Annotated in this window: 12 protein-coding genes and 1 pseudogene; 7 read left to right on the top strand and 6 right to left on the bottom strand. The window is 71.6% G+C overall.

What is annotated here, in order from left to right:
- The first annotated feature begins 15 nt into the window (after positions 1–15).
- Complete coding sequence (locus ACIP9H_RS04385) at positions 16–375, top strand: ArsR/SmtB family transcription factor (protein WP_401957421.1); 360 nt, start codon at positions 16–18, stop codon at positions 373–375.
- A gap of 52 nt (positions 376–427) precedes the next feature.
- On the opposite strand, the gene ACIP9H_RS04390 is transcribed toward ACIP9H_RS04385, so the two are convergent.
- The gene (locus ACIP9H_RS04390; protein ID WP_401957424.1) at positions 428–2,449 is read right to left on the bottom strand and encodes a M3 family metallopeptidase; all 2,022 of its coding nucleotides are present in this window, start codon (positions 2,447–2,449) and stop codon (positions 428–430) included.
- Positions 2,450–2,508: 59 nt separating this feature from the next.
- On the opposite strand from ACIP9H_RS04390, the gene ACIP9H_RS04395 reads away from it, so the two are divergent.
- Together ACIP9H_RS04395 and ACIP9H_RS04400 are read left to right on the top strand one after the other, a co-directional pair.
- Positions 2,509–3,162 carry a TetR/AcrR family transcriptional regulator gene (locus ACIP9H_RS04395; RefSeq protein ID WP_401582941.1) on the top strand — a complete coding sequence of 218 codons (654 nt, stop codon included), beginning with the start codon at positions 2,509–2,511 and terminating at the stop codon, positions 3,160–3,162.
- 190 nt (positions 3,163–3,352) lie between these two features.
- Positions 3,353–3,556: a MarR family transcriptional regulator gene (locus ACIP9H_RS04400; protein ID WP_319661490.1), complete on the top strand. Its 204-nt coding sequence runs from the start codon at positions 3,353–3,355 to the stop codon at positions 3,554–3,556.
- A 3-nt stretch (positions 3,557–3,559) separates the two neighbouring features.
- Here ACIP9H_RS04400 and ACIP9H_RS04405 read toward each other — a convergent pair whose 3' ends face one another.
- Positions 3,560–5,824, bottom strand: coding sequence for an MMPL family transporter (locus ACIP9H_RS04405; protein ID WP_401957428.1), 2,265 nt, complete (start codon positions 5,822–5,824; stop codon positions 3,560–3,562).
- A 170-nt stretch (positions 5,825–5,994) separates the two neighbouring features.
- On the opposite strand from ACIP9H_RS04405, the gene ACIP9H_RS04410 reads away from it, so the two are divergent.
- The gene (locus tag ACIP9H_RS04410) at positions 5,995–6,642 is read left to right on the top strand and encodes a TetR/AcrR family transcriptional regulator (protein ID WP_401957431.1); all 648 of its coding nucleotides are present in this window, start codon (positions 5,995–5,997) and stop codon (positions 6,640–6,642) included.
- A 67-nt stretch (positions 6,643–6,709) separates the two neighbouring features.
- Here ACIP9H_RS04410 and ACIP9H_RS04415 read toward each other — a convergent pair whose 3' ends face one another.
- The 4 genes from ACIP9H_RS04415 to ACIP9H_RS04430 form a co-directional block, all read right to left on the bottom strand.
- Positions 6,710–7,471 carry a DedA family protein gene (locus tag ACIP9H_RS04415; RefSeq protein WP_401582945.1) on the bottom strand — a complete coding sequence of 254 codons (762 nt, stop codon included), beginning with the start codon at positions 7,469–7,471 and terminating at the stop codon, positions 6,710–6,712.
- Positions 7,472–7,676: 205 nt separating this feature from the next.
- Entirely contained in the window at positions 7,677–8,423 is a 747-nt protein-coding gene (locus tag ACIP9H_RS04420; RefSeq protein WP_401582947.1) for an SDR family NAD(P)-dependent oxidoreductase, read from the bottom strand.
- 457 nt (positions 8,424–8,880) lie between these two features.
- A complete protein-coding gene (locus ACIP9H_RS04425; protein WP_401582948.1) occupies positions 8,881–10,170 on the bottom strand; it encodes a citrate synthase in 1,290 nt (429 codons plus the stop codon).
- Positions 10,171–10,302: 132 nt separating this feature from the next.
- Complete coding sequence (locus tag ACIP9H_RS04430; RefSeq protein WP_401957435.1) at positions 10,303–12,534, bottom strand: ATP-dependent RecD-like DNA helicase; 2,232 nt, start codon at positions 12,532–12,534, stop codon at positions 10,303–10,305.
- Between the two features lie 299 nt (positions 12,535–12,833).
- Between ACIP9H_RS04430 and ACIP9H_RS04435 the strand changes: the two genes are divergently transcribed.
- From ACIP9H_RS04435 to ACIP9H_RS04445, 3 genes and pseudogenes are all read left to right on the top strand, one after another.
- Positions 12,834–13,847, top strand: coding sequence for a LacI family DNA-binding transcriptional regulator (locus ACIP9H_RS04435; protein WP_360905924.1), 1,014 nt, complete (start codon positions 12,834–12,836; stop codon positions 13,845–13,847).
- 26 nt (positions 13,848–13,873) lie between these two features.
- Positions 13,874–15,412 (top strand): sugar ABC transporter ATP-binding protein, encoded by a 1,539-nt coding sequence (locus ACIP9H_RS04440; protein ID WP_401957637.1) that lies wholly within the window; start codon positions 13,874–13,876, stop codon positions 15,410–15,412.
- Positions 15,402–16,377, top strand: a pseudogene (locus ACIP9H_RS04445) (ABC transporter permease); the annotation flags it as partial. The gene ACIP9H_RS04440 and the pseudogene ACIP9H_RS04445, both read left to right, overlap by 11 nt.
- Between the last annotated feature and the right edge of the window lie 88 nt (positions 16,378–16,465).

The raw sequence follows: 16,465 nt of genomic DNA on the forward strand, positions 1-16,465 counted from the left end.
TGTCATTATGTGCGTATGAGCGCACGCATGCACCTGTCACCTGCACAGGATGCGCACCCGCGAGACCCTGGCGCCGAGCAGTACGCCGTCGCCGCCGACCTGCTCGGGCTGCTCGCCGACCGCACCCGGCTGCGGATCCTGCACGCCCTGGGGCAGCGGGAGGCCGATGTCGGCACGCTGACCGAGATGTGCGGCGCCGCCCGCCCGGCCGTCAGCCAGCACCTGGCGAAGCTGCGGCTGGCCGGGCTGGTGACCGTGCGGAAAGAGGGGCGCCGCATGGTCTACGCCCTGGCCGACGGACATCTGCGCCGGGTGGTCGACGAGGCGCTGAACCTCGCCGACCACCGCATCAGCGGGGCACGGCCGCACGACTGACCGGGCGGCGGCGGCGCTGCTGCTTGCCGCCGCCGCCGCTGAAGGTGCCTGCTCAGCCGGTCAGGCCGCGGCGGGCCAGCAGCGGCCCGATCTCCGGCGCCCGTCCCCGGAAGCCCTCGTACGCCGCGAGCGAGTCGACACTGCCGCCGCGCGAGAGCAGCTCGCGCCGGAAGGTGTCGCCGTTCTCCCGCCGCATGCCGCCGTTCTCCCTGAACCACTCGACGGTGTCGGCGTCCAGGACCTCGCTCCAGAGGTAGGAGTAGTAACCGGCGCTGTAGCCGTGGGCGAAGATGTGCGCGAAGTAGGTGCTGCGGTAGCGCGGCGGGACGGCCGGCAGCGCGAGACCCGCCTCCTTCAGCGCGGCCGCCTCGAACTCCTCGGCGTCGCCCGGGTCGTGGCCGGCCGGGATGGAGTGCCAGGCCCAGTCGAGCACGGCCGCCGCCAGGGCCTCGACCGTACGGAAGCCCTGCCCGAAGCGCTCGGCGGCCTCCATGCGGGCCACCAGGTCCGCGGGCATCGGCTCGCCGGTCTCGTGGTGCCGGGCGTAGTGCGCCAGCACCTGCGGCCAGGTCGCCCACATCTCGTTCACCTGGGACGGGTATTCGACGAAGTCGCGCGGGACCGAGGTGCCGGAGAAGAAGGGGTACCGGACGTCGGAGAGCAGCCCGTGCAGCGCGTGGCCGAACTCGTGGAAGAGGGTGTGGACCTCGTCGAAGGTGAGCAGGGCCGGCTCGCCCGGCGCGGGCTTGGCGACATTGAGGTTGTTGACGACCACGGGCTTGCGGCCGAACAGGTGCGACTGGTCGACCAGGCTGTTCATCCAGGCGCCGCCGCGCTTGGAGGCGCGGGCGAAGAAGTCGCCGAGGTAGAGGCCCAGCGGTGCGCCGTCGGCGTCGAAGACCTCGAAGACCCTCACGTCGGGGTGGTAGCCGCTCAGGTCGGGGCGCTCGGTGAAGCCCAGCCCGTACACCTGGCCCGCGGCGTGGAAGACACCGTCCTTCAGGACCCGGTCGAGCTCGAAGTACGGGCGCATCGCGGCGGCGTCGATGTCGTACTCGGCCTTGCGGACCTTCTCGGACCAGTACGTCCAGTCCCACGCCGCGAAGTCCGCGAGGCCCGAGGCCTCCGCCAGCGCGGCCGCCTCCCGCTCGGCGTTGGCGACGGCGGCCGGGACGAGCCGGGTCAGCAGGTTCGTGACCGCCTCGGTGGTGCCCGCGGTCTGGTCGGCGACGACGTACGCGGCGTGCGAGGGGTAGCCGAGCAGCGCGGCGCGGTCGGCGCGCAGCCGGGCGAGCCTCACCACGACGGCGCGGTTGCTCGTGAGACCGCGGCCCAGGGACGCCTCCAGCAGCCTGCGGCGCAGGGCGCGGTCGTCCAGGGAGGCGAGTTCGGTCTGGTTGGAGAAGTTCTTCAGGCTCAGCACGTAGCGGCCGTCGTGACCGAGGGCGGTGGCGTTGGCGGCGGCCGAGGCGATGGCGTCCGGGGACAGGCCGGCGAGTTCGTCCGCGCTGTCCAGGACGATCGCGGCGCCCTTGGTGTCGGCGAAGAGGTTCTGCTCGAAGGTGGTCGAGGCCTCGGCGATCTCGCCGTTCAGCTCACGCAGCCGCTCGCGGCCCTCGGCGGTGAGTTCGGCACCGGCGCGGACGAAGCGGGTGTGGTAACGCTCCAGCAGCCGCAGGGACTCGGCGTCCAGGCCGAGTTCGTGCCGCGTGTCGTGGAGCGTCCTGATGCGGGCGAAGAGGTCCGGGTCGAGGTGGATGGCGTCGGCGTGCGCGGCGAGTGCCGTGTTGACGCGGGCCTCGATCTCCTGCACGGCGGGGCTGGTGTCGGCGGCCGCACGGTTGAAGAAGACGTTCGAGACGCGGCCCAGCAGGTCGCCGGAGCGCTCCAGGGCGACGATCGTGTTCTCGAAGCCCGGCGGCTCGGGGTCCGCCGCGACGGCCCGCACCTCGGCGAGCTGCTCGGCCATGCCGCGCTCGAAGGCCGGCAGGTAGTGCTCGTCCTGGATGTCGGCGAACGGCGGCAGCTCGTAGGGGAGGGTGCTCGGACTGAGGAAGGGATGCGTCGAGGTCACGCGACCGACCCTACGCCCGACGCATTCCGGGCGGACGCGGCCTTTCGTAGGATGGCCGGGTGACAACCCCCCGTACGGACAACCGGGTCCGGCGCGGCAACGAGACGCGCCGCCTGGTCCTGAGCCGCGCCACGGCCCTCGCCTCGGTCGAGGGTCTCGAAGGGCTGTCCCTGGGCAGGCTGGCGGCCGAGCTGGGACTGAGCAAGAGCGGGGTGTTCGCCCTCTTCGGTTCCAAGGAGGAGCTTCAGCTGGCCGCCGTCCGCGCGGCCCGCGAGCTGTACTTCGACCATGTGGTGCGGCCCCCGCGCGAACTGCCTCCCGGTATCGCCCGGGTGTGGCGGCTGTGCGAGGGGTGGCTGGAGTACTCCCGGAGCCGGGTGTTCCCCGGCGGGTGCTTCTTCCTCGCCGTCGCGGCCGAGTTCGACGCGCGGACCGGTCCGGTGCACGACCTGGTCGCCGATGCGCGCCTGGAGTGGATCACCTATGTCGAGATCACCGTCGAGAAGGCCCGCGGGGCCGGGCAGTTGCGCGCCGACCTCGATGTGCCCCTGCTGGCCTTCGAGCTGATCGCGCTGATGGAGTCGGGCAATCTCCACTCGGTGCTCTTCGACGACGCCTCCGCCTACGCCAAGGCGGGCACCGCCATCCTCGCGCGGCTGCGTGCCGTCGCCTCGGCGGAAGCACCGCCCCTGCCCGCCCGGTTCGGGGACTGAGGGTTCGCCCGGACGGAGTTCCGGTCCCGTCCGCCGGACGGGTGTCCGATCATCACCACCTCTGCCAGGTTTGTCACTGTTACGCGGGCTTCGCGTAACAGCTGATCAACAGGCCCTTTCACCCGTCATCCCATGTCGTTGACCCGGCGAGGCTGACCGCTCGAAGCCATCGCGAGGAGGTGCGTGTGAGATGACGGATCGGACCCTCTGGTCGTACGCCGAGATCGCCGCTCACATCGGGGTCCAGGTCGACACGGTGCGCTCGTACCGGAAACACGGGCACCTGCCGCCGCCCGACGTCGTGGAGGCCGGCAAACCCTTCTGGTACGCGGACACCATCCGTCTGTGGAGCTCCCGGCGGCCGGGCAACAGAGGCCGCCGGGAGCTCGGCTGACGCTCAGCCGGTCGCGGCGGGCTCCGGGTCCCGCGCGGGCTCCTCCCGCGCCGGGGCCCCGCCCGGCCCCTCCCCCTCGCTCAGCCCGAAGCGTTCGTGCAGCCGCTTGAGCGGTCCCGGCGCCCACCAGGTGGCCCGTCCGGTCAGCCGCATCACGGCCGGCACGAGCAGCGTGCGGACCACCATCGCGTCCATCAGCACGGCCAGCGCGATCCCGAGGCCCAGCATCTTGGTGTTGGCGACCCGGGACGTGCCGATGGCCACCATCACCACCGCCAGGATCACCGCGGCCGCGGTGATGAGGCCGCCGGTGCGGCGCACCCCGAAGACCACGGACGACCGGTGGTCACCGGTGCGGTCGTACTCCTCCTTGATGCGCGACAGCAGGAAGACGCCGTAGTCCATCGACAGCCCGAAGGCCACGCAGAACATCAGCACGGGCAGGGTGGTCTCGATACTGCCGGTCGCGGTGAAGCCCAGCAGCCCCGACAGATGGCCGTCCTGGAAGACCCACACCACGGCGCCGAACATCGCCGTCAGGCTCAGGGCGTTGAGCAGCACCGCCTGCACGGGGATGACAACGGAGCCGGTGAGCAGGAAAACCAGCAGCAAGGTGACCGCGGCGATCATCCCGGCCGCCCACGGCAGCCGGTCGGCTATGACGTCCTTGGTGTCCACGAGTTGGGCGGCCGTGCCGGTCGCCGAGGTCGTGAAGGGTGCGTCGACCGCCCGGATCCTGTCCACGAGGTCCTGGCCGGCCGGGTCCACCGCCGCCGTCCTCGGCAGCACCGTCAGATAGGCCGCCCCGCCGGCGGCCCGGGCCGCCTCGGCGGGGCCGGGCGCGGCGCTGAGCTCTCCGGAAGCGTACTGCCCGGCGGGGCCGTCGACGACGACCACCCCGGGCAGCCGGGACAGTCTGCTGCTGTAGGCCCCGAGCTGTGCGGCCGTCGGGCCGCCCTCGGCGAGCACGGTGATCTCGTCGCCCGGGTTGCCGGGGAAGTCGTCACGGATGTGCTGCTGCACGACATGGGCCTCTGCCGTCGCCGGCAGCTGGCGGTCGTCGGCCGTGCCGAACTGCACCTGGAGGAAGGGGACTCCGAGCAGCACCAGCCCCGCGATCGTGCCGGCCGCAAAGAGCGGTGCCCGGCGCATCACCAGGGTGGCGAGCCGGGCGTACCCCGCGCCGGGTTCCCGTGCGCTCCTCCGGCGCGGCAGGATCCTGCGCAGGTCCAGGGCGTTGACCCGGTGGCCCAGCAGCACCAGCGCCGCCGGCAGGATCACCAGGGCGGCACCCGCCGCCAGCAGCACCACCGCGATGCCCGCATAGGCGAACGAGCGCAGGAAGTACTGCGGGAACAGGAACATCGCGGACAGCGCCGCGGCCACGGTGAGCGCCGAGAAGAGCACCGTACGGCCCGCCGTGCGGAGCGTCGCCCCCACCGCGGCCCGCGGATCGGCGCCCGCCTCCAGTTCCTCCCGGAAGCGGCGCACGATGAACAGGGCGTAGTCGATGGCGAGTCCGAGCCCCAGGGCGGTGGTGAGGTTCTGGGCGAAGATCGATACGTCCGTGAACGCCGTGATGCCGCGCAGCACGGCGTTGGTGCCGAGGATCGCGACGATGCCGATCACCAGCGGCAGCATCGCGGCCACGGCGCTGCCGAAGACCATCACGAGCAGCAGCAGGGTCACCGGCAGGGCGATGACCTCGGCGCGGGCCAGGTCGTCCTGGATGGTGGTCTGCAGTTCCTGCCGGAAGGCGGCGAGGCCGCCGACCCTGACCTCCACCGGGCCGTGCTCCCCGCGGTACGCGGGGGCGAGGCGCTCGACGGTCTTGGCGATCGCGTCGTCGTCGCCGGCGATGCGGGCGGCGATCATGGCCTCGCCGCCGTCCTTGGCGCGCAGGGCCGGCGCCGAGGTGGTCCAGTAGGACGTGACACCGCTGACGTCCTTGTCCGCGGCGAGCCTGCGGCCGAGTTCGCGGCCCTCGGCGGCCACGGCCGGGGAGTCCACCCCGGCCCCCCGGCTGTCGACGAGGAGGATCAGATTGGGCTGGGAGTCCGGGAAGTACTTCTGCAGGGCCGCGTTGGCGTACGACGACTCGGAGCCGGGCGCTTCCCAGCCGCCGCTGTGCAGCCGCTCCGCTACCCCGCTGCCCGCGACCACAGCGAGAGCGGTGAACAGCAGCGCGAGGAGCAGGGTGAGTCCCGGCCGGGCGGTGGTCACCCGGGTCCAGACCCCTGGCGGGCGCCCGCGGTTGACATCGGACATGACAGAGGTGTCCCCTCCCATGAAGAACAGCCGTAAACTGGCCAACACGAGCGATCACTCGCGTTTCTTCAGAATGCGAGCGGCCACTCGCGTTTGTCAACAGTGATTGGGGAGTACACGTGCCCGAGGAGCAAAGACCGCGCCGTCGTCAGGCACGCGGGGAACGGCGCGTGGCACAACTGCTGGACGCCGCGGCGGACGTCTTCCGCAAGGTGGGCTACACCGCGGCGAGCACGAACGCCATCGCGCGTGAGGCCGGTGTGTCGCCCGGCACGCTCTACCAGTTCTTCCCCAACAAGGAAGCCATCGCCATCGAGCTGGGCAGCACCCTCAACCTGCGGATGCGCGAGGCGCACGGCGAGCTGTTCACGCCGGAGAACGCCTCGCTGCCGCTGCGCGAGATGCTCGACGTGATCGTCGACCCGATGATCGACTTCAACTGCGAGAACCCGGCCTTCCTCGCCCTGGTCCACGACAGCGACGTCCCGGGCTCGGTCACATCGGAGCACGACGCCCTGCACAGCTCCCTCCTGGAGCGGGTCGAGACGCTGCTCGGCCTGCGCGCCCCCGACCTGTCCGCGGCGGAGCGGACGCAGGTCGCGGCCATGGCCTTCGGGCTGTTCAAGGCGGGCCTCGCCCTGGTCGTCGGGCACGACGGCGCGGAGCGCGCCGCCTACACCGGCGAGCTCAAAAACGCCCTGTTCGGCTACCTCGCACCGCGCCTCGGGACCGGACCGGTCGACGTGACGGCGGCAGCCGCGGCGGCCGGGGTCGCCGGCGCTCCCGCACCGGGCACCAGCCCGGCCCCGGCCGGCTGAAGCCCTCCCGGCAGGAAGGGCCGGGAGGCCGCAAAGGCCCTGGCCGCGAGCCCCGAGCCCGGGGAACTCACACCGTCCCGCCGCCGCGTACCCGGCCCGGTGCCGCCGCCGCACCCCCGCCGTCCGCGCCGAGTCCCTGCTCGTCGCTGACCCGCGGCCCCGGAGGAACCGTCCCTCCCGACGCCACCACCCGCCCGGCGGCCGCACTCTCGGCCGCCGCGCGGCGCCCGGACACCACCTGCGCCAGGCTGCCGAGCCCCGCCACGAACAACGAGACGCCCAGGCCGAGTCCCACCGCGTACAAGGAGTTGGACATGGCCAGGCCGCCGAAGTAGCCGAGCCCGACGGAGTAGGTCGCCCACACCCCCTCGGCCACGCCCGCCCCGATCAGATAGCGCCGCGCCGGGTAGCGGACGATCCCCGCGGCCAGCCCGCCGATCACCCGGCCGCTGGGCAGGAAGCGCACACCGATCACGAAGGGCACGCCGTGGCGCTCTATGCGGGTGCTCGCCCACTCCAGCAGCGCCCGGCGCCGGGGCTTGCGGTACAGGCGCGTCAGGACGCTGCCGCTCACCGCCCGGCCGATCCGGTGGATGACCATGTCACCGAGGACCGCGCTGCCCGCGACCGCCAGCAGCACCAGCCCGATGTCCAGCCGTCCCTGGGCGGCCAGCACCCCGCCGGTCACCAGCAGGGCGGAGTTGGGTACCAGCGGCGGCGCGGTCGTGGCCGCGAGCACACCGTAGGCCCACAGCGCATGGCCGTCGCGCAGGTACCCCTCGAGACCTGCGGTGAAGTCGAGGGCCGACACAAATCGTGCAACGTCCATACCGCCGCCCCTCTTCCCGCCCGGACCCGGTTGTCGCCCCGCCCGCTCCCGGCTCCACGCTGGCAGCCGCGCTCGTGCGGGGGCAACCCGGTTTCACCGGGATCGGGGGCGTTCCCGGGGTTTTCCGGGGACCGCGTCATCCTCAGGGAGGGGCCGTGCCGGCCGGCTCCCACCAGGGGAGTACACCGGCGCGCGGCACCCCGGTTCAGCGGCCGAGCAGCTCCCCGCCGTTGCACTGGAGGATCTCGCCGGTGATGAACCCGGCGTCCTGGGAGGCCAGGAAGACCACCGCCGCGGCGACGTCGTCGGGGCGCCCCACGCGGCCGACCAGGGTGCGCCCGGCCCGCCGGGTCAGCTCGGCGGCGTCCAGGCGCGCGCCGAAGAACTCGGTGCCCGCGACCGTGCCCGGGGCGACGATGTTGCAGGTCACGCCGCGCGGGCCGAGCTGGGCGGCCAGGGAGTGGTTCCAGGCGTGCAGGGCGGCCTTGGACGCGCCGTAGGAGCCCCCTCCGCGCAGCGCGGCCACCGACGTCACGGTGATGACCCGGCCCCCCTCGGGCAGCCGGTCCCGCAGGGATTCGGTCACCAGCACCGCGGTCAGCACATTGCGCTCGAAATCGCCTCGCCAGCGGGCCAGGACGCCGTGCGGGCCCGCGCCGATCGCCAGTTCCCGGCTGCCCGCGTTGTTGACCAGCACGTCCACGCGCCGGGGCAGCCGCGCGAGGGCCGCCTCGACGTCGTCGGGGTCGGCGAGGTCGCAGGCGACCGGGGTGACGTCGAGTCCGTGCTCGGTGCGCAGTTCCTCGGCGGTGGCCCGCAGCACCTCGCGGCGGCGGCCCACGATGGTCACATGATCGCCGGCCTCGGCGAACCTCGTGGTCACCGACCGGCCGATGCCCGTTCCCCCGCCGGTCACCACGACGTTCCGGCCCACACTTGCGTTCTGCGACATCACGCTCCGCCCCTCAAGGTGGGACAGCACGTTACGGGACGGGGTCCCCGCGACCGACACGGGGGTCATTCCTGATGCGGATGACGTAGAAAGACGTAGGCGAGACCTAGATCACACTGGCTGAAACGTAACCTTTTGGTTTACAGGGGGGTCTAACCCCGAGAAGACACCGGGCTCCCGGCGGACTCGGTGAGATGATGAACGGGTTGTCTTTGGGGGACAGCCCGGTCGTCACGCCTGGACGCACTGCCCGGAGAGCTTTGAGCGGCCCTCCCGGGCGGCGCGCTCCGGTGGGGCGAGCGCACCCAAAGAACGCCCGGTACGGACCCGTGGGGGGATCCGCTCCGGGAAACGGGAGCGCCCCGTGTCGAACCCGTGGGGGGATTCGGCGCGGGGCGTTTCTCTTTGCTCCGGCGTACCCCGGCGCCCCGCCGGAGCGGGACGCCGGGGTGCGGGATCAGCGGCTCTCGACCGGCACGTAGTCGCGCTCGACGACGCCCGTGTAGACCTGGCGCGGGCGGCCGATGCGGGAACCCGGCTCGGTGATCATCTCGTGCCACTGGGCGATCCAGCCGGGGAGCCGGCCGAGCGCGAAGAGCACGGTGAACATCGTGGACGGGAAGCCCATGGCCCGGTAGATCAGGCCGGTGTAGAAGTCCACGTTCGGGTAGAGGTTGCGCGAGACGAAGTAGTCGTCGCTGAGCGCGTGCTCCTCGAGCTTCAGGGCGATGTCCAGCAGCTCGTCGGACTTGCCCAGGGCGGACAGGACGTCGTGCGCCGCGGCCTTGATGATCTTCGCCCGGGGGTCGAAGCTCTTGTAGACGCGGTGGCCGAAGCCCATGAGGCGGACGCCGTCCTCCTTGTTCTTCACCTTGCGGATGAAGGCGTCCACGTCGCCGCCGTCGGCCTGGATGGCCTCCAGCATCTCCAGCACGCTCTGGTTGGCGCCGCCGTGCAGCGGGCCCCACAGGGCGTTGATGCCCGCGGAGATGGACGCGAAGAGGTTGGCCTGCGAGGAGCCGACCAGGCGGACGGTGGAGGTGGAGCAGTTCTGCTCGTGGTCCGCGTGCAGGATCAGCAGCTTGTCCAGGGCGTCGACGACGACCGGGTTGAGCTCGTACTCCTCGGCGGGGACCGCGAACGTCATGCGCAGGAAGTTCTCGACGTAGCCGAGGTCGTTGCGCGGGTAGACGAAGGGGTGGCCGATCGACTTCTTGTACGCGTACGCGGCGATCGTCGGCAGCTTCGCGATGAGCCGGATCGTCGAGAGGTAGCGCTGCTTCTCGTCGAACGGGTTGTGGCTGTCCTGGTAGAAGGTGGACAGCGCGCTGACCACGGAGGACAGCATGGCCATCGGGTGGGCGTCGCGCGGGAAGCCCTGGAAGAACCGCTTCACATCCTCGTGCAGCAGCGTGTGCTGCGTGATGTCGCCCCGGAAGCCGGCGAGCTCGTCAACGGTCGGGAGCTCACCGTTGATCAGCAGGTACGCGGTCTCCAGGAAGCTGCCACGCTCGGCGACCTGCTCGATGGGGTAACCGCGGTAGCGGAGGATCCCCTGCTCGCCGTCGAGGTAGGTGATCGCGGACTTGTAGGCCGCGGTGTTGCCGTAGCCGCTGTCCAGGGTGACCAGGCCGGTATTGGCGCGGAGCTTGCCGATGTCGAAGCCGTTGTCCCCAACGGTGCCCTCGATCACCGGGTAGCTGTACTCGCTGTCCCCGTACCGCAGTACTACTGAGTTGTCGCTCACGTCATTCCCTCACCGACGTCGTGCCTCTTCTTCGAGGTTTCGAGGTGCCCTGACCTACCCCTACTGTCCCCCATTTGGCGTGGCCACGTGCACTCGGGGTCGGCCATAGGACCGAAAGGTGGCACCCAGTGCCTATCTTGCCGCTCGTGACAGCCGGTGGTCGAGCGCCGTGAAGCGTCTGCCTGCGGAGACGGTGCGGACCGCCTGCCCGATGGCCTTGCGCGAGCCCACGAGCACGACCAGGCGTTTCGCCCGGGTAACGGCCGTGTAGAGGAGGTTCCGCTGCAACATCATCCACGCTCCGGTGGTGACCGGGATCACTACGGCGGGATACTCGCTCCCCTGCGAACGGTGGATGGTCACCGCGTACGCGTGGGCGAGCTCGTCGAGTTCGTCGAAGTCGTAGGGGATCTCCTCGTCCTCGTCGGTCAGGACGGTGAGCCGCTGCTCCACGGTGTCCAGGGAGGTGACCACGCCCACGGTGCCGTTGAAGACGCCGTTCGCGCCCTTCTCGTAGTTGTTCCTGATCTGGGTGACCTTGTCGCCGACGCGGAAGGTGCGGCCGCCGAAGCGGCGCTCGGGAAGGTCCGGGCGCGCCGGGGTCACGGCCTGCTGGAGCAGTCCGTTGAGCACGCCCGCGCCGGCCGGTCCGCGGTGCATGGGCGCCAGCACCTGGACGTCGCGGCGCGGGTCGAGGCCGAACCGGCGGGGGATCCGGTGGGCGACCACGTCCACGGTGAGCCGGGCCGTCTCCTCGCCGTCGTCCTCCACGAAGTGGAAGAAGTCGCCGAGCCCCTGGGTGAGCGGCGGGACGCCGGAGTTGATCCGGTGCGCGTTGGTCACCACCCCGGACTCCTGCGCCTGGCGGAAGATCCTGGTCAGCCGTACGGAGGGGACCGGGCTCCGCTCGTCCAGCAGGTCGCGCAGCACCTCTCCCGCGCCGACGCTGGGCAGCTGGTCGACATCGCCGACGAACAGCAGGTGGGCACCCGGCGGCACGGCCTTGACCAGCTTGTTGGCCAGCAGCAGGTCCAGCATGGAGGCCTCGTCCACGACCACGAGATCGGCCTCCAGCGGCCGGTCCCGGTCGTACGCGGCGTCCCCGCCGGGCTTGAGCTCCAGCAGCCGGTGCACGGTGGACGCCTCGGCCCCGGTCAGCTCGGCCAGCCGCTTGGCGGCCCGCCCGGTCGGCGCGGCCAGGACGACCTTGGCCTTCTTGGCCTGCGCGAGGGCCACCACGGAACGGACCGTGAACGACTTGCCGCAGCCGGGGCCGCCGGTCAGCACCGCCACCTTCTCGGTCAGCGCCAGCCGCACCGCCTGCTGCTGCTCGGGAGCGAGATCGGCCCCGGTGCGCTCGGCCAGCCAGGCCAGCGCCTTGTCCCAGTCCACGTCGTGGAAGGCGGGCATCCGGTCCTCGGGGCCGCGCAGCAGCCGCAGCAGCGCGCCCGCCAGGGAGATCTCGGCCCGGTGGAAGGGCACCAGGTAGACCGCGCGCACGGGCTCCTCGCTGTCCGGGCCGGGCACGGGCTCGATCACCACGCCCTCCTCCGCGGCCAGCTCGGCCAGGCAGTCGATGACCAGACCGGTGTCGACCTGGAGCAGCTTCACGGCATCGGAGAGCAACTGCTCCTCCGGCAGGAAGCAGTTGCCGTTGTCGGTGGCCTGGGACAGGGCGTACTGCAACCCGGCCTTGACCCGCTCCGGGCTGTCGTGCGGGATGCCGACCGCGCGGGCGATGCGGTCCGCGGTGAGGAAGCCGATGCCCCACACGTCGGCGGCCAGCCGGTAGGGCTGGTTCTTCACCACGGAGATCGAGGCGTCCCCGTACTCCTTGTAGATGCGCACCGCGATGGAGGTGGACACCTCGACGCTCTGGAGGAAGACCATGACCTCCTTGATGGCCTTCTGCTCCTCCCAGGCGGCGCCGATCAGCCGGGTGCGCTTGGGGCCGAGGCCGGGGACCTCGACCAGGCGGGCCGGTTCGCGCTCGATGACGTCCAGGGTGTCGGTGCCGAAGTGCTCCACGATCCGCTCGGCGATCCGCGGGCCGATGCCCTTGATGAGCCCGGAGCCGAGGTAGCGGCGGATGCCCTGGATCGTGGCGGGCAGCACCGTCGAGTAGTTCTCCACCGTGAACTGGCGGCCGTACTGCGGGTGGGAGCCCCAGCGGCCCTGCATGCGCAGCGACTCGCCCGGCTGGGCGCCGAGCAGGGCGCCGACCACGGTGAGCAGATCGCCGCCGCGGCCGGTGTCGACCCGGGCGACGGTGTAGCCGTTCTCCTCGTTGGCGTACGTGATGCGTTCCAGGACACCGGTCACCTCGGCCAGCGCCGGGCGTTGTGACTCTTGCGACTGCGTCATCTCACGACCCCCCGCAGGACACGCGCCGGCGTCGCGCGCGGAGCGCGCCGCGGACGGGGACGCGGCCCGCCGCGACATGCCCCCGATTCCCCCATGACACGGGCCTCCTCCCCCGTCCGCCGACGTGGTCCGACGTCGTGTTCCGAAGGTACCTTCCCGCGCCGACAGCCCCGCCGGGCCTGTGGACAACTCCGCCCGCACGAGGGTCTGGAATGTAACGATCCGGTTGCGTGCTCTTGCCGCCGCGCATGTAATCGTTTCCAATCCTCCTTGTAATCGATTCCACGAGGAGGTGGACGGTGGCGAGCATCAAGGACGTGGCATCCCGCGCCGGCGTATCCGTCGCGACGGTGTCCCGCGTGCTCAACGACCACCCCGCGGTCCGCCCGGACACCCGCACCCGGGTGCTCGAGGCCGTGGCCGAACTCGGCTACCGCCCCAACGGGGTGGCCCGGTCGCTGCGCACCGACCAGACGCGAACGCTCGGCCTGGTCATCAGCGACGTGCTGAACCCGTTCTTCACCGAGCTCGCCCGCTCGGTCGAGGACGAGGCCAGGGCGCTCGGCTACAGCGTCATCATCGGCAACGCCGACGAGCGGCCGGAGCAGCAGGACCACCACATCCGCACCCTCCTGGACCGACGCATCGACGGCCTGCTGGTCAGCCCCACGGACGGCGGCTCGCCGCTGATCATGGACGCGGTGCTCGCCGGCACCCCCATGGTCTTCGTGGACCGGTGGATCCCCGGCATCGGCAACGACGTGCCCGTGGTCCGCACCGACGGCTGCGAGGCGGTCCGCGACCTGGTCGCCCACCTGCACGCCCTCGGGCACCGCCGGCTGGCGATCATCTCGGGCCCGGCCGCGACCACCACCGGCCGCGAGCGCGTGAAGGCCTTCCGCGACGCGCTCGAGGCATTCGGCCTCGCCCTGCCCGACGACTACATCGGGCAGGGCGACTTCCAAGCGGACAGCGGCCGCCGGGCCACGGCCCGCTTCCTCGACCTCCCGGTCCCGCCGGACGCGGTCTTCGCCGCGGACAACCTGATGGCGCTCGGCGCCATGGACGAGATCCGCGCCCGCGGCCTGCGGGTCCCGCAGGACATCGCGCTCGCCGCGTTCGACGACATCCCGTGGTTCCTCCACACCGATCCGCCGATCACGGCGATTTCCCAGCCCACGGGCGAGCTCGGCCGGGCGGCCGTGCGCTCGCTGATCGACCGGGTGGAGGGCCGGCCCGCACCGTCGGTCACCGTCTCCGCCCGCCTCGTAGTGCGCCGCTCCAGCGGCGCGTCCGAAGGGAGCCCCCGTTGAGCACGACCAGCCCCGAGATCCTCCGCATGGAGGGAGTCCGCAAGGTCTTCCCCGGCGTGGTCGCCCTCGACGGCGTCGACTTCGACCTGCACGGCGGCGAGGTGCACGTCCTGCTCGGTGAGAACGGCGCGGGCAAGAGCACCCTCATCAAGATGCTGTCCGGCGCCAACCGCCCGGACGGAGGGCGCCTGCTCGTGGACGGCCAGGAGGTGCGCATCCACGGCGCGCAGGACGCCGAGCGGCTCGGCATCGCCACCATCTACCAGGAGTTCAACCTCGTCCCCACGTTCAGCGTGGCCGAGAACATCTTCCTGGGCCGCCAGCCGCGCCGCTTCGGCCTGCTGGACCGCAAGAAGATGAACGCCGACGCCGCCGCCCTGCTCCAGCGCGTCGGCGTGGACGTCGACCCCCGCACCCCGGTGGGGGAACTGGGCATCGCCCGCCTGCAGATGGTGGAGATCGCCAAGGCGCTCAGCCTGGACGCCCGGGTGCTGATCATGGACGAGCCGACCGCGGTCCTCACCAGTGAGGAGGTCGAGAAGCTCTTCGCGATCGTGCGCCAGTTGCGCACCGACGGCGTCGGCATCGTCTTCATCACCCACCACCTGGAGGAGATCGCCGCGCTCGGCGACCGTGTGACGGTTCTGCGCGACGGGCGCAGCGTCGCCCAGGTGCCCGCGGCCACGCCCGAGGACGAACTCGTGCGGCTCATGGTCGGACGCAGCATCGACCAGCAGTACCCGCGTGAGCGCTCCGACGCCGGCGCGCCGCTGCTGCGGGTCGAGGGCCTCACGCGCGGTGGCGTCTTCCAGGACGTGAGCTTCGAGGTGCGGGCCGGCGAGGTGGTGGGCCTGGCCGGGCTCGTCGGCGCCGGGCGTACCGAGGTCGTGCGCGCGGTCTTCGGCGCCGACCCCTACGACTCCGGGACCGTCGAGGTGCTCGGGAAGCGGCTGCGCCGGCACGACGTGAACGCCGCCATGGACGCGGGCATCGGCCTGGTGCCCGAGGACCGCAAGGGCCAGGGCCTGGTCCTGGACGCCAGCGTCCAGGAGAACCTGGGCCTGGTCACCCTCGGTCGCGCCACCCGGGCCGGTTTCGTCGACCGGACGGGGCAGCGCAAGGAAGCCGACCGCATCTCGGGTCAGCTCAAGGTGCGCATGGCCGGCCTCCACCAGCACGTGCGCACCCTGTCCGGCGGCAACCAGCAGAAGGTCGTCATCGGCAAGTGGCTGCTGGCCGACACCAAGGTGCTGATCCTCGACGAGCCCACCCGCGGCATCGACGTCGGCGCCAAGGTGGAGATCTACCAGCTCGTCAACCAGCTCACGGCCTCCGGCCACGCCGTGTTGATGATCTCCAGCGACCTCCCCGAGGTGCTGGGCATGAGCGACCGCGTCCTGGTGATGTCCCAGGGCCGGATCGCCGGCGAACTCCCCGCGGACCAGGCCACTCAGGACTCGGTCATGGCCCTCGCCGTCGGCGCGGGCACCCCTGGCACCGCGGACAACGGCAACAGCAACACCACTGCGACGAAGAAGGATGTGGAGGGCTCCCGTGGCCACTGACACGCTCAAGAAGACGACGGACACGGGTGGCGTCGCCGCGGCTCGCCGCGTGCTCCTCAACAACGGCGCCCTCAGCGCCCTGGTCGTTCTGCTCGTGGCACTGTCGTTCCTGTCGGGCGACTTCCTGAGCACGCAGAACCTGCTCAATGTCGGCGTCCAGGCGGCCGTCGTGGCGATCCTGGCCTTCGGCTCCACCTTTGTGATCGTCGCGGCCGGCATCGACCTGTCGGTCGGCTCCGTCGCGGCGCTCTCGGCGACGGTGCTGGCCTGGAGCGCGAGCTCCGCGGGCCTGCCGGTGTGGCTGGCCGTCGTGCTCTCCGTGGCCACCGGTGTGGCCAGCGGCCTGCTCAGCGGCCTGCTGGTCTCCTTCGGCAAGCTGCCGCCCTTCATCGCCACCCTGGCGATGCTCTCCATCGGCCGCGGCCTGACCCTGGTCATATCCCAGGGCAGCCCGATCGCGTTCCCCGACTCCGTCTCCCACCTGGGCGACACCATCGGCGGCTGGCTGCCGGTGCCCGTCCTGGTGATGATCGTCGCCGGCGTCGCCACGGCCGTGATCCTGGGCCGCACCTACATGGGCCGCGCCATGTACGCGATCGGCGGCAACGAGGAGGCGGCCCGCCTCTCCGGCATCCGCGTCAAGCGCCAGAAGCTCGTCATCTACGGCCTGTCCGGTCTCTTCGCGGCCGTCGCGGGCATCGTCCTGGCCTCCCGGCTCGCCTCGGCGCAGCCGCAGGCGGCGTACGGCTACGAACTCGACGCCATCGCCGCGGTCGTCATCGGCGGCGCCAGCCTGTCCGGCGGCGTCGGCAAGGCCTCGGGAACCCTGATCGGCGCGCTGATCCTCGCCGTGCTGCGCAACGGCCTCAACCTGCTCTCGGTCTCCGCCTTCTGGCAGCAGGTCGTGATCGGCGTCGTCATTGCCCTGGCGGTCCTCCTGGACACCCTGCGGCGTCGTGGCTGACGCCACGCTCCGCCCTTCCGCACACCACCCTCATCACACCCGCAAGGAACGACCCATGCGTATCAAGAAGATCACGGTCACCGCAGTCG

The organism is Streptomyces sp. NPDC088732 (genome assembly GCF_044751205.1).
In the GTDB taxonomy this organism is placed as follows: Bacteria; Actinomycetota; Actinomycetes; order Streptomycetales; family Streptomycetaceae; genus Actinacidiphila.

What these genes read in the sequence shown, in the direction of transcription:
- ACIP9H_RS04385 (WP_401957421.1), top strand. Translation starts at nt 16, where the DNA reads ATGAGCGCACGCATGCACCTGTCACCTGCACAGGATGCGCACCCGCGA.
- ACIP9H_RS04400 (WP_319661490.1), top strand. Translation starts at nt 3,353, where the DNA reads ATGACGGATCGGACCCTCTGGTCGTACGCCGAGATCGCCGCTCACATC.
- ACIP9H_RS04405 (WP_401957428.1), bottom strand. Translation starts at nt 5,824, where the DNA reads ATGTCCGATGTCAACCGCGGGCGCCCGCCAGGGGTCTGGACCCGGGTG.
- ACIP9H_RS04415 (WP_401582945.1), bottom strand. Translation starts at nt 7,471, where the DNA reads ATGGACGTTGCACGATTTGTGTCGGCCCTCGACTTCACCGCAGGTCTC.
- ACIP9H_RS04420 (WP_401582947.1), bottom strand. Translation starts at nt 8,423, where the DNA reads ATGTCGCAGAACGCAAGTGTGGGCCGGAACGTCGTGGTGACCGGCGGG.
- ACIP9H_RS04430 (WP_401957435.1), bottom strand. Translation starts at nt 12,534, where the DNA reads ATGACGCAGTCGCAAGAGTCACAACGCCCGGCGCTGGCCGAGGTGACC.
- ACIP9H_RS04440 (WP_401957637.1), top strand. Translation starts at nt 13,874, where the DNA reads ATGGAGGGAGTCCGCAAGGTCTTCCCCGGCGTGGTCGCCCTCGACGGC.